General features: G+C 70.2%; 18 protein-coding genes. 12 read left to right on the top strand and 6 right to left on the bottom strand.

Features of this window, described 5'->3' with window-relative positions; translation table 11 throughout:
- The gene (locus tag ACTOWY_RS26620; RefSeq protein ID WP_441312380.1) at nt 1–435 is read right to left on the bottom strand and encodes a PPOX class F420-dependent oxidoreductase; all 435 of its coding nucleotides are present in this window, start codon (nt 433–435) and stop codon (nt 1–3) included.
- A 123-nt stretch (nt 436–558) separates the two neighbouring features.
- Between ACTOWY_RS26620 and ACTOWY_RS26615 the strand changes: the two genes are divergently transcribed.
- Nucleotides 559–948, top strand: coding sequence for a hypothetical protein (locus tag ACTOWY_RS26615; protein WP_441312379.1), 390 nt, complete (start codon nt 559–561; stop codon nt 946–948).
- A gap of 182 nt (nt 949–1,130) precedes the next feature.
- Here the strand turns inward: ACTOWY_RS26615 and ACTOWY_RS26610 are convergent, their stop codons facing one another.
- Nucleotides 1,131–1,598, bottom strand: coding sequence for a universal stress protein (locus ACTOWY_RS26610; protein ID WP_441312378.1), 468 nt, complete (start codon nt 1,596–1,598; stop codon nt 1,131–1,133).
- Nucleotides 1,599–1,773: 175 nt separating this feature from the next.
- Between ACTOWY_RS26610 and ACTOWY_RS26605 the strand changes: the two genes are divergently transcribed.
- The 6 genes from ACTOWY_RS26605 (at nt 1,774) to ACTOWY_RS26580 (ending at nt 8,290) form a co-directional block, all read left to right on the top strand.
- Nucleotides 1,774–2,391: a hypothetical protein gene (locus ACTOWY_RS26605; protein WP_441312377.1), complete on the top strand. Its 618-nt coding sequence runs from the start codon at nt 1,774–1,776 to the stop codon at nt 2,389–2,391.
- A gap of 79 nt (nt 2,392–2,470) precedes the next feature.
- Nucleotides 2,471–3,196, top strand: coding sequence for a tRNA (guanosine(46)-N7)-methyltransferase TrmB (trmB, locus tag ACTOWY_RS26600; RefSeq protein ID WP_441312376.1), 726 nt, complete (start codon nt 2,471–2,473; stop codon nt 3,194–3,196).
- Nucleotides 3,197–3,321: 125 nt separating this feature from the next.
- Nucleotides 3,322–4,476: a nitric oxide synthase oxygenase gene (locus tag ACTOWY_RS26595; RefSeq protein ID WP_441312375.1), complete on the top strand. Its 1,155-nt coding sequence runs from the start codon at nt 3,322–3,324 to the stop codon at nt 4,474–4,476.
- Nucleotides 4,477–4,586: 110 nt separating this feature from the next.
- On the top strand, nt 4,587–5,726 hold the full coding sequence (locus ACTOWY_RS26590) for a VanZ family protein (protein WP_441312374.1): 1,140 nt from the start codon (nt 4,587–4,589) through the stop codon (nt 5,724–5,726).
- Between the two features lie 73 nt (nt 5,727–5,799).
- Nucleotides 5,800–7,008 (top strand): VanZ family protein, encoded by a 1,209-nt coding sequence (locus ACTOWY_RS26585; protein WP_441312373.1) that lies wholly within the window; start codon nt 5,800–5,802, stop codon nt 7,006–7,008.
- Nucleotides 6,968–8,290, top strand: coding sequence for an amidohydrolase family protein (locus tag ACTOWY_RS26580; protein ID WP_441312464.1), 1,323 nt, complete (start codon nt 6,968–6,970; stop codon nt 8,288–8,290). The genes ACTOWY_RS26585 and ACTOWY_RS26580 overlap by 41 nt, the downstream gene beginning before the upstream one ends.
- Here the strand turns inward: ACTOWY_RS26580 and ACTOWY_RS26575 are convergent.
- Entirely contained in the window at nt 8,287–8,976 is a 690-nt protein-coding gene (locus ACTOWY_RS26575; protein ID WP_441312372.1) for an SDR family oxidoreductase, read from the bottom strand. The genes ACTOWY_RS26580 and ACTOWY_RS26575 overlap by 4 nt on opposite strands.
- Before the next feature lie 39 nt (nt 8,977–9,015).
- Between ACTOWY_RS26575 and ACTOWY_RS26570 the strand changes: the two genes are divergently transcribed.
- On the top strand, nt 9,016–10,317 hold the full coding sequence (locus tag ACTOWY_RS26570) for an MFS transporter (RefSeq protein ID WP_441312371.1): 1,302 nt from the start codon (nt 9,016–9,018) through the stop codon (nt 10,315–10,317).
- A 13-nt stretch (nt 10,318–10,330) separates the two neighbouring features.
- Here ACTOWY_RS26570 and ACTOWY_RS26565 read toward each other — a convergent pair whose 3' ends face one another.
- Both ACTOWY_RS26565 and ACTOWY_RS26560 read right to left on the bottom strand, forming a co-directional pair.
- A complete protein-coding gene (locus tag ACTOWY_RS26565; RefSeq protein WP_441312370.1) occupies nt 10,331–12,454 on the bottom strand; it encodes a PhoX family protein in 2,124 nt (707 codons plus the stop codon).
- A gap of 220 nt (nt 12,455–12,674) precedes the next feature.
- Nucleotides 12,675–13,112, bottom strand: a complete 438-nt coding sequence (locus ACTOWY_RS26560; RefSeq protein ID WP_441312369.1) for a MarR family winged helix-turn-helix transcriptional regulator — start codon at nt 13,110–13,112, stop codon at nt 12,675–12,677.
- 140 nt (nt 13,113–13,252) lie between these two features.
- Here ACTOWY_RS26560 and ACTOWY_RS26555 point away from each other — a divergent pair, with 140 nt between their 5' ends.
- The gene (locus ACTOWY_RS26555) at nt 13,253–13,768 is read left to right on the top strand and encodes an SgcJ/EcaC family oxidoreductase (protein WP_441312368.1); all 516 of its coding nucleotides are present in this window, start codon (nt 13,253–13,255) and stop codon (nt 13,766–13,768) included.
- Here the strand turns inward: ACTOWY_RS26555 and ACTOWY_RS26550 are convergent.
- The gene (locus ACTOWY_RS26550) at nt 13,734–16,529 is read right to left on the bottom strand and encodes an FAD-binding and (Fe-S)-binding domain-containing protein (protein WP_441312367.1); all 2,796 of its coding nucleotides are present in this window, start codon (nt 16,527–16,529) and stop codon (nt 13,734–13,736) included. The genes ACTOWY_RS26555 and ACTOWY_RS26550 overlap by 35 nt on opposite strands.
- Before the next feature lie 35 nt (nt 16,530–16,564).
- Between ACTOWY_RS26550 and ACTOWY_RS26545 the strand changes: the two genes are divergently transcribed.
- The 3 genes from ACTOWY_RS26545 (at nt 16,565) to ACTOWY_RS26535 (ending at nt 19,325) form a co-directional block, all read left to right on the top strand.
- Nucleotides 16,565–17,605: a zinc-dependent alcohol dehydrogenase family protein gene (locus tag ACTOWY_RS26545; protein WP_441312366.1), complete on the top strand. Its 1,041-nt coding sequence runs from the start codon at nt 16,565–16,567 to the stop codon at nt 17,603–17,605.
- Nucleotides 17,606–17,671: 66 nt separating this feature from the next.
- Nucleotides 17,672–18,562 carry a DNA-processing protein DprA gene (locus ACTOWY_RS26540; RefSeq protein WP_441312463.1) on the top strand — a complete coding sequence of 297 codons (891 nt, stop codon included), beginning with the start codon at nt 17,672–17,674 and terminating at the stop codon, nt 18,560–18,562.
- Nucleotides 18,563–18,566: 4 nt separating this feature from the next.
- On the top strand, nt 18,567–19,325 hold the full coding sequence (locus ACTOWY_RS26535) for a ComF family protein (protein WP_441312365.1): 759 nt from the start codon (nt 18,567–18,569) through the stop codon (nt 19,323–19,325).
- Nucleotides 19,326–19,329 lie beyond the last annotated feature (4 nt).

The following is a 19,329-nucleotide window of genomic DNA, read 5'->3' as shown; positions in this document are numbered from 1 at the left end:
TCAGTCGGCCACGTCGGTCTTGGCCACCACTTTGTCGATCTTCACCCGGACCAGCAGCTCACCCTCGCCACCGTTGCGTGTGGCGAACTCCTCGGCCCGGTCCGCGCCCATGTACCGCGCGCCCAGCCTGCCCGCCCAGTACCGGACGGTCTCCGGGTCGTCGGTGGTGGTCGCGGTGCCGGTGACGGTCACGAAGTCGAACGGCGGGCGCTCGTTGTCGAAGCAGATCGACACCCGGCCGTCGCGCGCGATCGACTTGCCCTTGATCGAGGGCGCGTGGGTGGTGAACACCAGGTCGTCACCGTCCAGGTCGACCCAGATCGGCGAGACGTGCGGGGAGCCGTCCTTGCGGGTGACGGCGAGTTTGCCGGTGTGCGGCGGGGTGGCGGCGATGAACTCCCGCCACCAGCCTGCTGGCGCGTCGTTGTAGCCCATGGTCGAACCGTAGGGGTCCATCCACGGTATGACGCCAAGTCCCGACCAACGGAGGACGCGAAAAACCACTCTTTCCGGTCATTGTTGGCCAGGGAGGCGATCTCACCCCCAGGAGCCCCGGCAATGATCGAGACGGTCACCGCGACCGAACCATGCGGGACCAGGACCACCGCGCATACCACCTGCCGATTCGGGCGGGTCCTGCGCAGGCTGGCCGGGGCCCAGCCCGAGCACGCGCCCGAGGCGACCCGGTCCGACAACGGTGCCGCCGAGGGCCTGACACATCCGGAACTCCTTGTGCGCCAACGAGGTCCGGTGGTGCTGGTGCGCAGCCCACAGTGCGAGGAGCTGGCTCGGGTGCTCGCCGGGGCCGGGTTCGCGGTGCGCAGGGAACTGGGCAACGAGTGGGTAGGATCGCTCACCGTCAGCGGCGCCAGCGCGGAGCAGGTGGGCGAGCTGGCGGCCAGCCACGGACTGGTGCTGCACGAGCTGCGCACGGACTCCCCGGGCTAGCGGAAAGAAATTTTCGGAAACAACGCAACCCGGGTATACCCAGTGGCGTCCTCCAGGACGAGGACTTCACAGGGAAGCAACCGATGGCTGCGGGTTCGGGGCCCGCGAAGTCGGCAGTGGGGTCCCGGCGACCTTCGGGGGGTCGCCGGGGCTCCACTCTTTTTTCTAGACGGCGCTGGTCCTCAGACGTTGGGCCGGACCACCAGCACCGAGCAGCGGGCGTGCCGGACCACCTGGTCGGCCACCGAGCCCAGCACCAGTCCGGCGAACCCGCCCCGGCCGCGATGGCCGACCACCAGCAGATCGGCGCCGTTGGACGCGGCGATCAGCCCCTGCGGCGAGGGCGAGTGCACCACATGCACCTCGATCCGGCAGTCCTCGCGCTTGCCGATGTGCGCCTCGACCAGCTCCGCGGTCTGCTTGCGCAGCCACTCCGAGTACTCGGTCACGCTGGCCACCGAACCGGCAGGGCAGTCCGGCGGCCGGGGTGCGGTGCGCAGTGTCCAGGCCCGCACCACGTGCAGCGGCAACCCCCGCAGGCACGCCTCGTCCACCGCCACTCGCAGGGCCCGCAGCGAGGACGCCGAACCGTCCACGCCGACCACCACTCCACCGCTGATGTCCACCGATTCGCGCAAGCGCTCAGCCACGGAACACCCCAAGGGCAGGGACCGGATGTTGTCTACGTCACAGTACGGGGATGTCGCCGAGGTTGCGCGGCGTATGCATTGCGTTAACGCGCCGTGAAACAGCGCACTTCGACATGACAGCAGGCCAGAACACCGATCAGATGGGGGTGAGACCTCACAGAGGTCGGAGGTGATCATGACCGAACCGATGCTCGACTCACCGACGGTGAGCGCATCGACAGCGTTGTCGAGACTGCCGAACCAGCGCGGGGACCAGATCAAGCGGCGCCCGCCAGCACGACTCTCCGGGCTCAGGGTTGAGCCCACCGCGGCACTGGAATGGTCCCAGGCGATCGAACGCATGGGTTACGCCGCCGCCGCGACCACCCCCGCGCAGGCCCGCCGGTCCTGGGTGGAGCGGGCGCCGGAGCGCCAGGTGCTGCACCTGTTCCGGGCGGCCTCGCACGGCGGCAACACGGTGCAGGCCCCGTGGTGGCTGCGCGCCCTGCACCGCGGCGACCTGGTGCACCGGCAGGCCGGATTCGCCGTCGAGGACGGTGTGCACGAGCTGCTGGCCAACCGTCCCGGGTGGTTCTACGTCCCCTGGGTGGGTGATGGTGAAGACGGTTACTGGGAGTACGTGCCGTCGGACCCTGGCACCTCGACCGGGTTGCCGACCACGGTGACGCTGACCGACGCGCACCTGGGCTGGCTCGATGTGCACCCGGCGCACGAGAACGACCCCCGGCCCGCGGTGGCCGTGGCCGGACTCGCCGGACTCGCCGCCCGGCTGACGGAGATCGAGGGCTGGTAGCCCGCTGGACCCGACTGCGGCCCCGGCACTGCCATTTGGCAGAGTCGGGGCCGTAATCGCAGGACCGCGGCGTGAGGGAATGATGACTTCGACTGGGCAGGACCCCGTCCGGCCTGCGCACTGGCGCACCGTGGTGAGCTTCGTGCAGCGCACCGCCCGGCTCAGCCCAGGACAGCAGCGCGCCTACGAGCAGTACTGGCCGACGCTGGGGCGCGAGGTCGACGAGCTGGGCGCGGACCCGGTCGACTTCGACGCCTGGTTCGGCCGCGAGGCCCCGGTGCTGCTGGAGATCGGTTCCGGCATGGGCGAGACCACCGCGCAGCTCACCGCGGCCGCGCCCGAGCTGAACTACGTCGCCGCCGAGGTCTACAAGCCCGGCCTGGCCCAGCTGCTGCTGCGGGTGGAGAAGCTCGGCCTGACCAACCTGCGGCTGCTGCGCGGGGACGCGGTCACCCTGCTGCGGCAGAACATCCCGGCCGACTCGCTGCACGGGGTGCGGATCTTCTTCCCGGACCCGTGGCCGAAGAAGAAGCACCACAAGCGGCGCCTGGTGCAGCCGGCGTTCGTCGCGCTGGCCGCCTCCCGGATCAAGCCGGGCGGCACCCTGCACCTGGCCACCGACTGGGCGCAGTACTCGGTGGAGATGATGGCCGCCTGCCGGGCGACCCCGTTGCTGCGCAACCGGTTCGCCGACGAGCCGGGTGGCTGGGCGCCGCGGCCGGACTGGCGGCCGGTGACCAAGTTCGAGCAGCGGGCACACGAAGAGGGCCGGGTCATCCGCGATGTGATCTTCGAGCGCAGCTGACGGTCCGTGGTCAAGATCGCCACTCTCGGTGAATTGACCACTGGATCGGGTGAGCAAAGCTGCCGCACTTCATGCCCCGTACGGCAGTGACGCGTGACCGGGTTCACGAACTACGTTACCGACCCGTGACCGTAGTCGACACCCAGGTGATCAGCTTCGCGCCGGCGGCGGCGAGCCCCCCGGCCGCCCAGGTCGATCTCATGGCCGCGGAGGAGTTCCTCCGCATGTTCCATGACTCGCACTCCGGCGCCGGACCGCTGAGCCAGCGCCTGGCCGAGGTCCGCGCGGAGGTCGGCAAGAGCGGCACCTACCGGCACACCGCGGCGGAGCTGGCCTACGGCGCCAGGGTGGCCCTGCGGGATTCCGGCTGGTGCACCAGCGGCATGCCCTGGCGGCGGCTGAAGGTGCGCGATCTGCGCGGAGTGCGCAGGCCGGCCGCGGTGGCCGCGGAATGCTTCGACCACCTGCGCCAGGCCACCAACGAGGGCGCGATCCGCCCGCTGGTCACCGTGTTCGCGCCGGACACCCCGGACCGGCCTGGTCCGTGCATCTGGAACGAGCAGCTGGTCCGCTACGCCGGGCACCGCGGCGAGGATGGCGTGATCACCGGCGATCCGCGCTATGCCGAGTTCACCGACTCGATGCGCGCGCTCGGCTACCGGACCCCGGCCCGGCCGGGCCGGTTCGACCTGCTGCCGCTGGTGGTGGAGACCGCGGATGAGGGCGCGAAGCTGTTCACGGTGCCAAGGGAGGCGGTGCTGGAGGTGCCGCTGACCCATCCCGAGCTGGCCTGGTTCGGCGAGCTGGGCCTGCGCTGGCACGCGGTGCCGGTGATCAGCAACATGCGGCTGTCCATCGGCGGCATCAGCTACCCGGCCGCGCCGTTCAACTCCTTCTTCGTCGGCGCGGAGATCGGCACCAGGGCGCTGGCCGACGAGGGCGCGTACGCGATGGCCGGCGAGGTCGCCGAGCGGCTGGGGCTGGACACCGGCTCCGAGCGCACGCTGTGGCGGGACCGGGCCACCCTGGAACTCAACCGCGCGGTGCTGCACTCCTTCGACGCCGCCGAGGTCACCATCACCGACCACCACAGCGAGGCCCAGCACCGGCTGGCCTGGCTGCGCTCCCGGCAGCGGCCCAGTGGCGGGCGGCCCGCCTTCCGGGTGGACACCGGGGCGGTGCAACGGGCCCGGGTCGGCGGTCCGGCCAAGTTCTCCCAGCCGCCAGCCCCGCCAGGTGGCCGCCTCGCCGCGCTGCGGAAACGGCTCGATTCGGTCTGACCCCTCGGCCATCCGGCCGATCCGGGACCGCCAGGGACAGGCTCTTCGGCCGAGCGTTCCGGGCTGCGCGGTCGATGGGGCGGGGCGCGGTTTTCCCGAGCATTGACCGGGTGATCGCGACCTACCTCGGCTCCGTCCGCACCGGCCTGTTGCTGTTCCTGGGCATCGGTTTCGCGCTGCTGTTGCCGATGGCCGCGGTGCACTACCGCCGCTACGGCAGGCTGGAGCCGCGCCGGGCGCTGGTGCTCTACGCCTTCCTGGCCTATGCCGCGATCGCGATCTCGCTGGTGTTCCTGCCTTTCCCTGACCCGGTCAAGGTGTGCACCGGAGTGCAGCAGACCACCCAGTTCACCCCGTTCCAGTTCATCAGCGACATCCAGGCCGAGCTGGCCAAGCACGGCCGCTCCGGGCTGCTGGCCGGGCTGACCGCCAAGTCCATGCTCAGCTTCGCCTTCAACATCGCGCTGTTCGCGCCGCTGGGTGTGTTCCTGCGCCGGGCCTTCGGCAAGGGCCTTGGCACCACCGCGGCGGCCGGGTTCGGCGTGTCGATGGCTTTCGAGCTGACCCAGCTCACCGGTAACTGGGGCCTGTACCCGTGTGCCTACCGGCTCTTCGACGTGGACGACCTGATCGCCAACACCGGCGGCACGCTGCTCGGTTTCGCGCTGGCGCCGCTGGTGATCCTGCTGCCGAAGCTGGCGCCCGCCGTGCCGGTCTTCCCGGACACCGTCGGGGTGCCGCGCAAGCTGGCCGCGCTCGCGGTGGACCTGCTGCTCAGCGGCATGTTCTTCCTGACCACCGGCGGCGGCGCGCTGGTCGCGCTGGCCCCGGTGCTGCTGACCCGCGTGGTGGTGCCGTGGCTGACCGGCGGCTGGACGCCGGGTGGCTACCTGCTCGGCTACCGGGTGCGCCGCGGTGACGGCTCGCCCGCCGGGTTGTTCCGGGTGGCCGGGCGGGAGGCGCTGGAACTGCCGGGACTGTGGTGTTTCGTGCTGATCGCGCCGGTGCTCACCGGTGACTGGTCGGACAACCTGCGGGTGCTCACCGCGCTGGCGCTGTGCGCGGTGCTCGGCCTGGTGCTGGCCTACGGCGCGCTGGTGTCGCCGATGTTCCGCCGCGACCAGCTCGGCTGGCCGGAGCGGATCTCCGGCACCAGGGCGGTGCGGGTGCGGCGGCGGCCGGTGGAGCCGATCCGGCACGAGCGGATCGAGGACCCTGACGACGTTCGTCGCCTGACCCCTACTGGGTGAGGCATCCGGAAGTACGAGTGGTTCTGGCCGATAAGCCGATCTGGATCATCGCGCCAGGCCACAGAATTCCGCTGTGCCTCAGCTGTACGTGCAGAACATCCAGACCGGCCTGTTCTACTTCCTGATCATCGGCCTCGCGCTGCTGATACCGGTGGTGGCCTTCCACTACGTCCGGTTCGGCCGGGTCGACCCGCGCCGGTCGTTCGTGCTGTACGCGACGCTGTTGTACGGGCTGGTGCTGCTGGCGCTGGTGTTCATGCCGTTCCCGCCGATCGACAGCGTGTGCACCGGCAGGCAGAGCACCCAGTTCACGCCGTTCCAGTTCATCGGCGACATCCAGACCGAGCTGGCCAAGCACAACCGGTCCGGTTTCCTGGCCGGGCTGACCTCCAAGTCGATGCTCAGCTTCGTGTTCAACATCGCGCTGTTCGTGCCGCTGGGTGTGCTGTTGCGCCGGGTGCACGGGCTGCGGCGGCGGTGGGTGCTGGCGATCGGGTTCGGCGCCTCGCTGCTGATCGAGATCACCCAGGTCACCGGCAACTTCGGCATCTACCCCTGCCCGTACCGGCTTTTCGACATCGACGACCTGATGGCCAACACCCTCGGCGCCGCGCTCGGCGGGCTGATCGCCCCGGCCGCGCTGATCGTGCCGAAGCTGCTGCCCGCGGCCGAGACCAGGGCACTGGCCGACTCGGCCAGCCTGCCGCGCCAGGTGGTCGGCTACGGCCTGGACATGATCATCATCGGGCTCGCCGCGCTGGTGCTGCGCGCGTTCACCGGCTACGACGCCGGCTTCCTGCTGCCGGTCTGCTACCTGCTGGCGCGGATCGTGTCGCCGTTGCTGGACAAGGGGTATACGCCCGCGGGCAGGCTGCTGAAGTTCCGGGTGCGCAAGGCCGACGGCAGTCCGGCCACCCTGGGCAGGCTGGTGCTGCGCGAGGTCTTCGGCCCGGCCGGTGTGCTGCTGGTGCTGACCGGACTGGCCGCCACCGCCGCGGTGGTGCTGATCCGGCTGCAGGAGGAGTTCGACCTGGCCGCCCGGTTCGGCCTGCCGGAGCAGGAGATGCTGATCCTGATCGGCCTCGGCGGGCTGGCCGCGTTCACCCTGTTGCTGCTGGCCCCGGTGTTCCGCCGCGATCAGCGGGCCTGGCACGACCTGTTCGCCGGGCTGCGCTGTGTGCTGGACCACCCCAGGCCCACGCCACCGGCCGAGCCGGATTTGGCAGGATCCGTGCATGCCCGTGCCGATGCGCCTGAAGGCCCCCGTAGTCCTGCCCTGTGACACCGCCTGCTCGGTGCTGCGGGACGCCGTCGTCGACATCGACGCGGCAGGCCGGATCGTCCACTGTGGACCGATCGCGGACGCGCCCCCGCTGCCCGAGGGCGCCCAGGTCCGGGAGCTGACCGGCATCCTGCTCCCTGGCCTGATCAACACGCACGCGCACACCCCGATGATGCCGCTGCGCGGACTGGGCGGTGACCTGCCGCTGATGCGCTGGCTGACCGAGGCGATCTGGCCTGCCGAGGGCCGGCTGATCCCGAGGGACTCCTACGACGGCATGCTGCTCGGCTCGATCGAGATGTTGCGGGCAGGCGTGACCACCAGTGTGGAGATGTTCTTCCACGGCGAGCACATCGTCGAGGCGGTGCTGGACACCGGCGCCAGGGTGCTACTCACCCCTGGCATCATCAACGCCCCCGGCCTGGAGCGGCTGGGCAGCTGGCAGGAGCTGACCGATCACACCACCCGCTGGATCGACGCCGACGGCCTGCGCTTCGGTCCGGCCGACCGGGTCGAGCTGGGTTACGGCCCGCATTCGGCGTACACGCTGACCCCGGAGATCATCGCCGAGGTCGCCCAGCTCTCCCGCGATGGCGGCGCGCTGATGCACATCCACGTGGCCGAGGGCCTGCAGGAGGACATCGCGGTGCGCGCCGAACACGGCTCGGTGCCCCAGCTGCTGGAGAAGATCGGCGCCCTCGGCGGCCGGGTGCTGGCCGCGCACGCCGTGCACCTGTCCGACACCGACCTGGACATCTTCCAGCGGCACGACGTCGCGGTCGCGCACTGCCCCAACTCCAACGCCAAACTCGCCTCCGGCACCGCCCGCCTGCTGGACATGCGCGCGGGCGGCCTGCGGGTCGGCCTTGGCACCGACGGCCCGGCCAGCAACGACGACCTGGACATCTGGGACGAGGCCCGCCAGGCCGCCCTGTTCGCCCGCCTGGACTCGGGTGACGCGGCCGCGCTGACCGCCCCGCAGGCCCTGCTGATGGCCACCCGCGAGGGCGCGGCGGCCATCGGCCGCACCGATATCGGCGCGCTGGAGGCCGGGCGCTGGGCCGATGTGGTGCACGTGGACGTGGACAGCCCGGCCTTCCCGCTGGGCACCTGGGCGCCGGACGTGCAGCTGCTGTCGAACCTGGTGTGGTCCGCGGCGGCGAGTCAGGTGACCGAGGTGTGGGTGGCCGGTGAGCAGGTGGTCAGCGGGCACGAGCCGACCAGGGTGGACCGGGGGAAGGCGCAGGCCGGGGTGCGCCGGATCGCGGAGCGGATCAGCTAGCGGGCCGCCGGGCGGATGACGATCTCGGTGAGGTGGGCGTCCGGGCTCGCGGTCGCGGCCATGAGCACGGCGCTGGCCACCGATTCCGGCCGCAGGTAGGCCTCCGGCTGGAAGTCGCCGCCCTCGGCGGAGCGGATGCCGCGCTGCATGTCGGTGGCGGTGCGGCCCGGGTGCACCGAGGTCACCCGGACGCCGTGCGGCTCCTCCTCGGCGCGCAGCGCGTCGCCCAGCGCGCGGAGGGCGAATTTGCTGGCGGCGTAGGCGCCCCAGCCGGGGTTGGCGCGCAGGCCGGCGCCGGAGTTGATCAGCACCACGGTGCCGCGGGCCCGGCGCAGGGCGGGTAGCAGCACCCTGGTCAGCTCGGCCACCGCGACCACGTTGATCTCGTAGGTCTCCCGCCAGACCTTGGCCGGGGTGTCGGCCACGGCGCCCAGTTCGGCCATGCCCGCGCTGTGCACCAGCAGGTCCAGCCGGTCGATCTCCGCGGTGGCCGCGGTGAGCGCGTCGGAGTCGGCCAGGTCCAGCGGCCAGGGCAGGGCGTTGCCGAGTTCGGTGGCCAGTTCGGACAGCGCGGCGGCGTCCCGGCCACCCAGCAGCAGGTCGTGGGTGGGGGCCAGGGCCTGGGCGATGGCCTTGCCGATGCCGCGGGAGGCGCCGGTCACCAGGGCGCGGGGGCGGGAGGTCATGGAGTTGACCGTAGCCGGTCGAGGGGTTAGGAACCCGGGATGGACACCGTCGCGTTGCGGGACCGGGTCATGCGCAAGGTCACCTGGCGGTTGGTCCCGTTCCTGGGGTTGCTGTACTTCATCAACTACCTGGACCGGGTCAACATCGGGTTTGCCGGGCCCAACGGGCTGACCGCCGAGCTGGGCATGGACCAGAAGGCGTTCGGCTTCGCCTCCGGCATATTCTTCGTGGGATACCTGCTGCTGGAGGTGCCCAGCAACCTGGCCCTGCACCGGTTCGGGGCGCGGCGGTGGATTGCCCGGATCATGATCAGCTGGGGGATCATCGCGACCGCGATGGCCTTCGTGCCCAACGCGACCACGCTGTCCGTGCTGCGGTTCCTGCTCGGGGTGGCCGAGGCCGGGTTCTTCCCCGGCATCATCCTGTACCTGACCTACTGGTTCCCGGCCTACCAGCGGGCGAGGGTGGTCGCGCAGTTCATGGCCGCGGTGGCGGTCTCCAGCGCGATCGGCGCCACCGTGTCCAGCCTGCTGATCAGCTACGGGGACGGCGTGTTCGGGCTGTCCGGCTGGCGGTTCATGTTCCTGGCCGAGGGCATCCCGGCGATCCTGCTGGCCGGGGTGACCTGGTTCTTCCTCACCGACCGGCCGGCCGACGCGAAATGGCTCTCCGACGAGGAGCGGGCCTGGCTGACCGCGGAACTCGCCGCGGAGGAGCAGGCCACCGAGGCCAAGCACGGCTGGACCCTGCGCAAGGCGCTCACCTCACCGCGGATCCTGGCCCTGGCGCTGGTCTACTTCGGCATCGTCTACGGGCTCTACGCGCTCGGCTTCTTCCTGCCCACCATCATCAAGGGCTTCGAGGCCCAGTTCGGCACCGCCTACACCGTGGTGGAGCGCGGACTGATCAACGCGGTGCCCTACGCCATCGGCGCGGCGGTGATGATCTGGTGGGGCAGGCACGGCGACCGGACCAGGGAACGCACCTGGCACGTGGCGCTGCCCGCGCTGCTGGGCGGACTGGCCATCCCGATCGCGCTCTACCTGGGCAATCCACTGGCCGCGATGATCGCGGTGACCGTGTGCGCCTGCGGTGTGCTGGCCGCGATGCCCACCTTCTGGGCGCTGCCCACCACGTTCCTCTCCGGCGCCGCGGCGGCCGGGGCGATCGGGTTGATCAACTCGCTGGGCAACCTGTCCGGGTTCGTCGCGCCCTACCTCACCGGCGCGCTGGCCGATGCCACCGGCAGTCAGCGCACCGGGTTGTGGCTGGTCGGGGCGGCGATGCTGATGTCAGCGGTGCTCGTGCTCGCCTTGCGGAGAGGCAACGAGCACCGCTGAGCAGCGGGGTGGATCAGCTGCCGATGCGGCCGCCGTTGGTCTTGTAGACCGCGACCACGGACGGCCGCGGCTGGCTGGTGCCGCCGTCCGGCCAGTGCGAGGCTGGCTTCTCCACGGTGGCGCCGTCCACCTCACCCGGGTGCTGCACCGAGACCAGCACGAACCGCTCCTCGATGATCGGACCGCAGGTCTCCGCGCCGATCGGCACGGTCAGGAACTGGCGGACGTGCCCGCGTTCCCTGCCCGCCAGCGGGGTGGCGAACAGGCCGTCGTTGGAGCCCAGCGCGTTGCCGTCGGTGGAGATCCACAGGTTGCCGTAGCCGTCGAAGGCCACGTTGTCCGGGCAGGAGATCGGGCTGACCTTGGTCTTGTCGTACCCGCCGAAGTAGGTGTCGGCGGCCTTCGGGTCGCCGCACACCAGCAGCAGGTTCCACTTGAACCGGGTCGCGGTGTTGTCGGAGAACCGCTCCTCGATCTCGATCACCTGGCCGTTCTTGTTGCCCAGGCGCGGCGCGACCTCGGTGGCGCCTTCCTTGCCAGCCTTGCCGCGGTCGGTGTTGTTGGTCAGCGCGGCATAGATCCGGCGGTTGCGCAGGTTCGGCTCGACATCCTCTGGCCGGTCCATCTTGGTCGCGCCGACCTTGTCCGCGGCCAGCCGGGTGAAGACGTAGACCTCCTCGGCGGTGAAGCCGGGCACGAAGGACTTGTTGTTGTGCGCCAGCGGGATCCACTCGCCGGTGCCGTCGAACTCACCGTCGCTGGGCAGCTTGCCGGAGCCGTCGATCTCCGCGGCCGGGCTGTCGCCGGTGAAGCGGGCCACGTAGAGCGTGCCCGAGTCGAGCAGCCGCTTGTTGTGCTCGCGGGCGCGCTTGCTGTGCCCGTGTTTCATCTTCCCGTCGGTGACGAACTTGTACATGTAGTCGAAGCGCTCGTCATCGCCCATGTAGGCGACCACGCGGCCGTCGCGGGCCACGATCACGTTGGCGCCCTCGTGCTTGAACCGGCCGAGCGCGGTGTGCTTGATCGGCGGCTGGTCCGGCTCGAACGGGTCGATCTCCACGATGTAGCCGAACCGGTTGGCCTCGTTGGGCTCCTGCGCCAGGTCGAAGCGCTTGTCAAAGCGCTCCCACTTGCGGGTGCTGGTGCCCTTCGGGAAGCCGTAGCGGGCCAGTCTCGCGGCGACCACCGGGTCGGTGACCTTGTCCGCGTTGGCGAAGTACTGGTTGACGTTCTCCTCGCCGGACAGGATCGTGCCCCACGGGGTGAGCCCGCCCGCGCAGTTGTTCTGGGTGCCCAGCACCACGGTGCCGGTCGGGTCAACCGAGGTCTTGAGGTACTGCGAGCCAGCGGCCGGGCCACGCACCTCGAACGGCGTGGTCAGCGTGATCCGGCGGTTGTACTGCTTGTCCACCTTGGCTTCCAGCCGCCCGGTGCGGCGGTTGCGCTCGACCAGCACCACGGACTGGCCGTGCGCGGCCCAGGCGATCTCCACCTGCTCGCGGGTCGGGTTGTCCTTGTTCCAGCCGCGGAACATGAACTCCTCGGCGGTGTACTCGTGGTTGTTCACCATGAGCCACCTGTCGTCGCAGCCGGGGATCGGCACCAGGCCGCAGTAGTCGTTGTTGAAACCGAACTGCGTGGCCTGGGCGGCCGCGGTCTGCTTCTCGAAGTCCCACTTGGGCGCGCCGGGCAGCACCGGGTCGCCCCAGCGGATCAGCACCTCGCTGGTGTAGCCCTTGGGGACGACGATCTTGTCCTCGCGGTTGGGCGCGACCGGCTCGAAGTTCACCCCCGCGGTGCGGCGGCCGCCGCCGAAGCCGAGGTCGAGGTCCACATCGACGTCCACCGGGCCTGCGCCCAGGTCCAGCCTGACGTCGGCGGCCGCGGTGCCGGCAAGCGTGGTGGCGCCCGCTCCCGCGATGGCCAGCACGGCGCCCGCACGCAACATGCCCCGCCGGGACATCGCCTTGCGGGCCATGTCGCCGAAGTACTCATTCTCCGAGTTGTTCGGTTCTTCGTGCGCACACGCGTTGCCACATCGGTACTCGCAGGTCACCGACGAGCGCCCAACCGCATGGTTGGGCAGCAGCGGCAGCAGACGGCGACCCTGCTCTCCTTGAGACACACGTACCTCCACGACGTCAGTCTGGGAACGGCGTGACCGTAGGGCCGTCAAGCGAGCCAGGGAAGACCTGAAAGTGAACAGAAGACAAACAACCACGCTCTGTTGTCAGCTTGCAACCTGGCTAGCGGGCAAAACGGTGAAATACGCCGAGCAGACCATCACCGTGAGTGATTAACCAGCCATGATCCGCATACAGTGAACGCCCACTGGAGTGCTTGCCGCCGCCGCAAGTTCAGCTGACTGCCAGCAGCCGGCGCAACGCGGGCAGGGCGGCGGCGATGGCGGCCTGATCGGCCGCGGCGAGCCCGGCCAGCCGGCGGCCGAGGAACTCCTCGCGCGCCCGCACCAGCTCGGCGATCAGCCGGGTGCCGTCCTCGGTCGCCTCGGCCAGCACCGCCCTGCGGTCCGCCGGATCCGGCGCGCGGCTGGCCAGCCCCAGTCGCTCCAGCCGGGTGATGACATCGGTCATCGACGGCAGCCGGACGCCCTCCCGCTCGGCCAGCACACTCATCCGGGCCGCCCCGTCGGCGGCCAGCGTGGCCAGCACGGATGCCTGAGTGAGGGTGAGCTGGTGCTGCGGAGTTTCCCGGCGCACCACGTAGTAGAGCCGGAACACCAGCGGGCAGAGTTCCCGCGCCAATGAATCGATCTTGATATACCGAGTAGGCACTTAGTCACCCTAACAAAGATCATTAGGCAGCCTAAGTAACGTGCGTCACATCCGCATTGGATTTCTTGCGAAGGCCCTCGCGAAACAGCTGGAACAGGCGCAGAGTCTGGCCGCTCGGCCGTCAACGAGGAGGAACTCTCGTGCTCAAGGCTCAACACGGACGAATTCGGGTTCTCGCGGCATCCACGCTGGTCATCGGGCTTGTCCTCGGCGGTGGCGCCGCGGCAAGCGCGACCGGGACAGACGGTGCGGCGACCTTATCGGCCGCGAGTGTCCGGGATCTGCCCAGCAAGCAGGAGATTGCCGCGCAGTTCACCGCCTGGGACGCCGCAATCGCCACCGGGAATAGCCAGATCGTGGCCAACCGCTACGGACACGGCGCTGTTCTGCTGCCCACTCTGTCCAACCGGGTGCGCACCGACCGCGCCGGAATCGTGGACTACTTCAACCACTTCCTGGAGAACAAGCCGCGCGGGCGCATCCTGCAGAGCATCATCACCATCCAGGGCCCGCACTCGGCGGTGGACACCGGCACCTACCGGTTCACCTTCGCCAACGGCAGCACCACCGACGCCCGCTACACCTTCGTCTACGAGAAGCGGAACGGGCACTGGGTGATCATCAACCACCACTCCTCGAAGATGCCGGAGGGCTGAGTGCACGGCGCAGCACGCTCGCAGTGTGCTCCGCGGTGACCTCAGTGCCCTGACCGGCCTGGGTTCGACAGGAGAACCCGTCGGCCAGCACCATCGTGCTGGCCGGCGCGGCCCTGATCCTGGGGTAGAGCTGGCGTTCCGCACAGGCCTGCGCGACGTCCCAGTGCCCCGGCTCGAAACCGAAGTTCCCGGCCAGTCCGCAGCAGCCCGCGTCCACTTCGTCGACCTCGATCCCCAGCCGGGACAACACTTCCCGCTCGGCGGCGTCGCCGAAGGTGGCCTGCTGGTGGCAGTGCGGCTGCCGGATCGCCTTGGCGTCCAACCGCGCGAACGGCCAGTCGCCCTCGTGCGCGGCGACCAGCTCGGCCAGGGTGCGCACCCGGGTGCCCAGTCCGGCCGCCTCGGGCACCAGCTCGGCGGCATCCTCGCGCAGCAGCACGGTGCAGGACGGTTCCAGCCCGATGACCAGCCGGTCTCCCGCCAGCGCGCGGACCGAGCGGCGCAGCACCCGGCGGGCCATGTCCAGCTGACCGGTGGAATGCCAGGTCAGCCCGCAGCAGACCGGCCCGGGCGGCAGTTCCACCCGGTAGCCCAGCGCCTCCAGCACCTCGACCGCGGCGATGCCGATCTCCGGCTGGATGAAGTTGGTGAAGGTGTCCGGCCACAGCAGCACCGGGGTGCCGGCGCCACGGGGTCCGCCGCGCCGCCGCCACCAGGAGCGGAAACTGGTGCGGGCGAAGGAAACCGGGTCGCGACGGGGTTCGAGGCCGGCCAGTCTGCGCGCGGCCGGGCGGGCGGTGAGCGCGTTGGCCAGACCGGGCGCCGGGCGAGCCAGCCGGGCCAGCAGCGGCAGCCAGCCCAGCGTGTAGTGCGCGCGCGGACGCAGTTTCCGCCGGTAGTGGTGGTGCAGGAACTCGGCCTTGTAGGTGGCCATGTCCACCTGCACCGGGCATTCCTGCTTGCAGGCCTTGCAGGACAGGCACAGGTCCAGTGCGGCGTGCACCGCGGTGGCGTCCGGATCGAGCAGTTCACCGCGCAGCATTTCCCCGAGCACCCTGGCCCGGCCCCTGGTGGAATGCAGTTCATCCCCGGTGACCTGGTACGACGGGCACATCGCGCCGCTGGCCTGACGGCAGCTGCCCACCCCGACGCAGCGGCGCACCGCGGCGGCGAAGGAGCCGTTGTCGGCGTGCAGGGCGTGCACGACGGGCAGGTCGATCCGGTCGTGGCCGGGCCGCAGGTCCGCGTCCAGTGGGCGCGGGGCGACCAGCACACCCGGGTTGAGCAGGCCGTCCGGGTCGAAGATCCGCTTGAACCCGGCGAAGGCGGCCAGCAGCGCGGGTGAGTAGGTGCGGGCCAGCAGTGCGGAGCGGGCCCGGCCGTCGCCGTGTTCGCCAGAGCTGGTGCCGCCGTGCGCGACCACCAGGTCGGCGGCGGCCTCGATGAATTCCCGGTAGCGGGAAACCCCGTGCGGCGTCAGCAGATCCCAGTCGCAGCGCAGATGCAGGCAGCCCTCGCCGAAGTGGCCGTAGGCGATGCCGCGATAGCCGTGCGCGCCGAGCAGGGCGTGCAGTTCACGCAGGTAGCCGCCGAGGCGTTCCGGCGGCACCGCGGAGTCCTCCCAGCCAGGCCAGGCCTCACCGCCGTCGGCCATCCGGGTCGCGATCCCGGCGCCGTCCTTGCGGATCCGCCACAGCGCCGCGGTCCGCGACGCGTCGGTGACCACCAGCGCACTGGCCTCGACCAGCCCGGCCAGCTCCGCCGCCCGCGCGGCCGCCCCGGCCTGATCCGCCCCGGCGACCTCGCAGTACAGCCAGGCCCGGCCGGGCGGGAGTTCTTTCGCCGCAACACTTCCCGGCCCGTTGCCGAGTGCGGCGATGAGCTGCTCGTCCATCCCCTCCACGGTCAGCGCACCGGCTGCGGCCAGCAGCGGGGCCTGGTCCGCCGCGGTGTAGACATCGGCGAAACCCAGCACCAGCAACACCTTCGCCGCGGGCAGCGGGGTGAGCGCCACGGTCGCGCCGGTCAGCACCGCGCAGGTGCCCTCCGACCCGACCAGCGCCCGCGCGAGATGGAAACCCTTCTCCGGCAACAACTCCGCCAGGTTGTACCCGGAGACCTGCCTGCGGAACCGGCCCAGCTCCAGCCGGAGTTCGGGCAAGTGCTTGTCCCGCAACGTGATCAGCCGCCGGTCCAGCTCCGCGTCCGCGCTGCCGCCCGGCCCGGCGGTCAGCGCCCGGCCGTCGGCGAGCAGCAGGTCCAGCCGGTGCACCACCTCGGCGGTGGTGCCCCAGGCCACCGAGTGCGGGCCGCAGGCGTTGTTGCCGATCATGCCGCCGAGCGTGCAGCGGGACTGGGTGGACGGATCCGGCCCGAAGGTCAGCCCGTGCCCGGCGGCCTGCCTGCGCAACTCGTCCAGCACCACCCCCGGCTGCACGGTCGCGGTGCGCGCGTCCGGGTCGATGGCCAGCACCCGGTTGAGGTGCCGGGAGAAGTCGACGACCAGCCCGGTGCCGATCGCGTTGCCCGCCACCGAGGTCCCGCCGCCCCGGCTGGTGACCGGCACGCCGTGCTCGCGCGCGATGGCCAGCGCGGCGCCCAGTTCGTCCAGGTCGCGGGGTTCGAGCACCGCGGTCGGCAGCACCCGGTAGAGGGAGGCGTCCGAGCCGTAGGCGGCGCGGGTCTGCGGGTCCAGCCTGGTCGCGGCGGGCAACTCGGCCCGCAACCGCCGCCCGAACTCATCGACCTCTCGAATACCCACAGTCGCATTGTGCAGAGCCGGGTTATGTTTCGCCCGTGCGCGCGGTGGTCTACGAGTCCTTCGGCGGTCCGGTGACCGTCGAGCAGTTGCCCGACCCGGTGCCCGGCCCGGCCGATGCGGTGATCGCGGTGGAGTCCACCGGGTTGTGCCGCAGCGACTGGCACGGCTGGATGGGCCACGACGCGGACATCAGCACGTTCCCGCACGTGCCAGGGCACGAGCTGGCCGGGGTGGTGCGCGAGGTCGGCGCGGAGGTGCGCCGCTGGCGGCCCGGCGACCGGGTGACCGTGCCCTTCATCAGCGCCTGCGGCTCCTGCCCGTCCTGCCAGGCCGGTGACCAGCAGGTCTGCTCCGCACAAACCCAGCCCGGCTTCACCCACTGGGGCTCCTACGCCGAGGCCGTGCGGATCCAGCAGGCCGACGTGAACCTGGTCGCCCTGCCCGAGGCCATGGCCTATGACACCGCCGCCGCCCTCGGCTGCCGGTTCGCCACCTCCTTCCGCGCGGTCCGCGACATCGGCGGCGCCCGCGCGGGCGAGTGGGTGGCCGTGCACGGCTGCGGCGGCGTCGGCCTGTCCGCGGTGCTGATCGCCGCCGCCGCGGGCGCCCAGGTGATCGCCATCGACCTCAACGACGAAGCCCTGTCCCTGGCCACCGAACTCGGCGCCACGGCAGTGATCAACGGCGCCGGCGTGGACACCGCCGAGGCCGTGCGCACCCTGACCGGCGGCGGCGCGCACCTGTCCCTGGACGCCCTCGGCCACCCGGCCACCGCGACCAACTCGATCAACGGCCTGCGCCGCCGCGGCAGACACGTCCAGGTCGGCCTGCTGCCCGGCGCCGCGACCCCGCTGCCGATGGGCCGGGTGATCGCGCACGAACTGGCCCTGCTGGGCAGCCACGGCATGGCCGCGCACGCCTACCCGGAGATGATGGCCCTGGTCAGCAGCGGGAAGCTGCGGCCGGACCGGCTGATCACCCGGACCATCGGACTGGCCGGGGCCGCCGCCGCACTACCGGAGATGCATCGCAGCACGGCTGCGGGCATGACGATGATCAGCCCGACCAGCCCCTAAACTGCCGCATCGGGTGACACCAAACCCTTAGAGTTTCGAACGTCCGTTCGATAGGATGGTGCCGTGATGGACCGGCGAGAACAGGCGGCACTTCTGCTTGCCTTGCGCGGCAGCAGTCGCCCCTGGCCTGAGATCACCGTGGCGATCGAAGAAGCAGGCTCCGCCCTCAAGGTAATCGACTATCTACTCACTCCGGCTCAGCCAACTCTCGATCATGTCGATCGAGACCTAGAAGCCGAACTTGCCGGGATCGAGCAGGAGATCGAGTCCTGGTCGAGCGAGGGCATGCGGCTGATCACAGTGCTCGATGAGCAATATCCGGTACGACTGATGCTGGTACACCAGCGCCCCCCCTTCCTCATCTATCGGGGCAGTCTTGATCTACAGGACGAGCGCTCGGTCGCGGTCGTAGGTAGCCGTGCCGCGAGTCAACACGGCCTACATAGAGCACGAGGGCTCGCGACAGCTCTGGCTCAGGCTGGATGGACTGTCCTCAGTGGACTTGCCTCAGGTGTGGACACCGCTGTGCACCGGGCTGTTCTGGATGCTGGCGCACGAACAGTTGCGGTTATCGGGACCGGCCTTCGACGAAACTACCCTGCGGAGAATGCGGAACTGCAGCAGGAGATCGGCCGGACCGGTGCGGTTCTGTCCCAGTTCTGGCCAGACTCTGCGCCAGCGAAACACCACTTCCCGATGCGCAATACGGTAATGAGCGGCTATGCGGTGGCGACCGTGGTAGTCGAGGCAGGCGAGCACAGCGGCACTCGGATTCAGGCCCGAGTGGCGTTGGAACATGGGCGTCATGTCTTCCTGACCCCCGAGGTCGTACGCGGAACTAGCTGGGGGCAAGCCATGGCGGAGCGGCCTAACACCACGGTGCTGGAGAATCCGGAACATGTTCTCAAGGTGCTCGATGAACTCACCACAGAACTTCCTGATCTGATTCACCTTTGAGCCGATGGGTCCGCTTTTTCGCGTCACCGAGCAGTACAGCAACTATCTGGTTCCGGTGCCGACAGCAGGTCCAGGCGTCTGTTCGGTCTGTTGGAGCTGCGTGGACGGCTGGTCACGCTGCCATCCCTGCTACCTCCATCAGAAACAGTACGGCGGGCTGCTGGCCGATGTCGTTGTGCCGGTGGCTCTTGCCATGGACAGCGACCAGTTCGCTGATGAACTCCGGAATTACAAGAACTCGCCCTCGGCTGCCGTTCGCCGTCAACTTCAGCAGAACCTCTCGGCCGTGCTCGCGCAGTTCCTGCACGAGCACGAGCGCTGCCTGGAGACCGCGGCCGGAGTGCCCAGCTTCGATCTGGTTGTCGCCGTGCCAAGCACTCAAGGACGGACCGATCATCCGCTCAACGCCATGCTGAGCACCAGGGTCGGACGAACCCGCGCCCGACTCGGCACTCCGTTGAAAGCCAATGCAGAGCAGCCCGGCAGCCGAGCAGTGACGCCAAGCCGGTTCGGCTGCGCCGACGACCTCGCCGGTCGGCGGATACTGCTCGTCGACGACACTTGGACGACCGGCGCGCGAATCCAGTCCGCGAGTGTCTGCCTGAAACAGGCAGGGGCGGCTCATGTCGCCGCGCTCGTGCTCGGCCGGTGGTTGCGTGGCACCTACGCGCCCGCCCGCACATTCCTGGAGAACGCGAAGGCTCAAGCATTCGACTGGGATCGCTGCTGCCTCGGCCAGTCGGGCCGCGGCCGGTGCACCTGACACC

This window comes from Crossiella sp. CA198 (assembly GCF_052078295.1).
Lineage (GTDB): Bacteria > Actinomycetota > Actinomycetes > Mycobacteriales > Pseudonocardiaceae > Crossiella.
Note: the sequence above shows the minus strand (reverse complement) of the source record. Positions and strands in the feature narration are given on the sequence as shown.

Bases quoted from the DNA above. Each gene is read 5' to 3' on its own strand.
- ACTOWY_RS26620 (WP_441312380.1), bottom strand. From the start codon at position 435: ATGGGCTACAACGACGCGCCAGCAGGCTGGTGGCGGGAGTTCATCGCC.
- ACTOWY_RS26575 (WP_441312372.1), bottom strand. From the start codon at position 8,976: ATGACCTCCCGCCCCCGCGCCCTGGTGACCGGCGCCTCCCGCGGCATC.
- ACTOWY_RS26605 (WP_441312377.1), top strand. From the start codon at position 1,774: ATGACCGAACCGATGCTCGACTCACCGACGGTGAGCGCATCGACAGCG.
- ACTOWY_RS26535 (WP_441312365.1), top strand. From the start codon at position 18,567: ATGGGTCCGCTTTTTCGCGTCACCGAGCAGTACAGCAACTATCTGGTT.
- trmB (WP_441312376.1), top strand. From the start codon at position 2,471: ATGATGACTTCGACTGGGCAGGACCCCGTCCGGCCTGCGCACTGGCGC.
- ACTOWY_RS26570 (WP_441312371.1), top strand. From the start codon at position 9,016: ATGGACACCGTCGCGTTGCGGGACCGGGTCATGCGCAAGGTCACCTGG.
- ACTOWY_RS26615 (WP_441312379.1), top strand. From the start codon at position 559: ATGATCGAGACGGTCACCGCGACCGAACCATGCGGGACCAGGACCACC.
- ACTOWY_RS26540 (WP_441312463.1), top strand. From the start codon at position 17,672: ATGGACCGGCGAGAACAGGCGGCACTTCTGCTTGCCTTGCGCGGCAGC.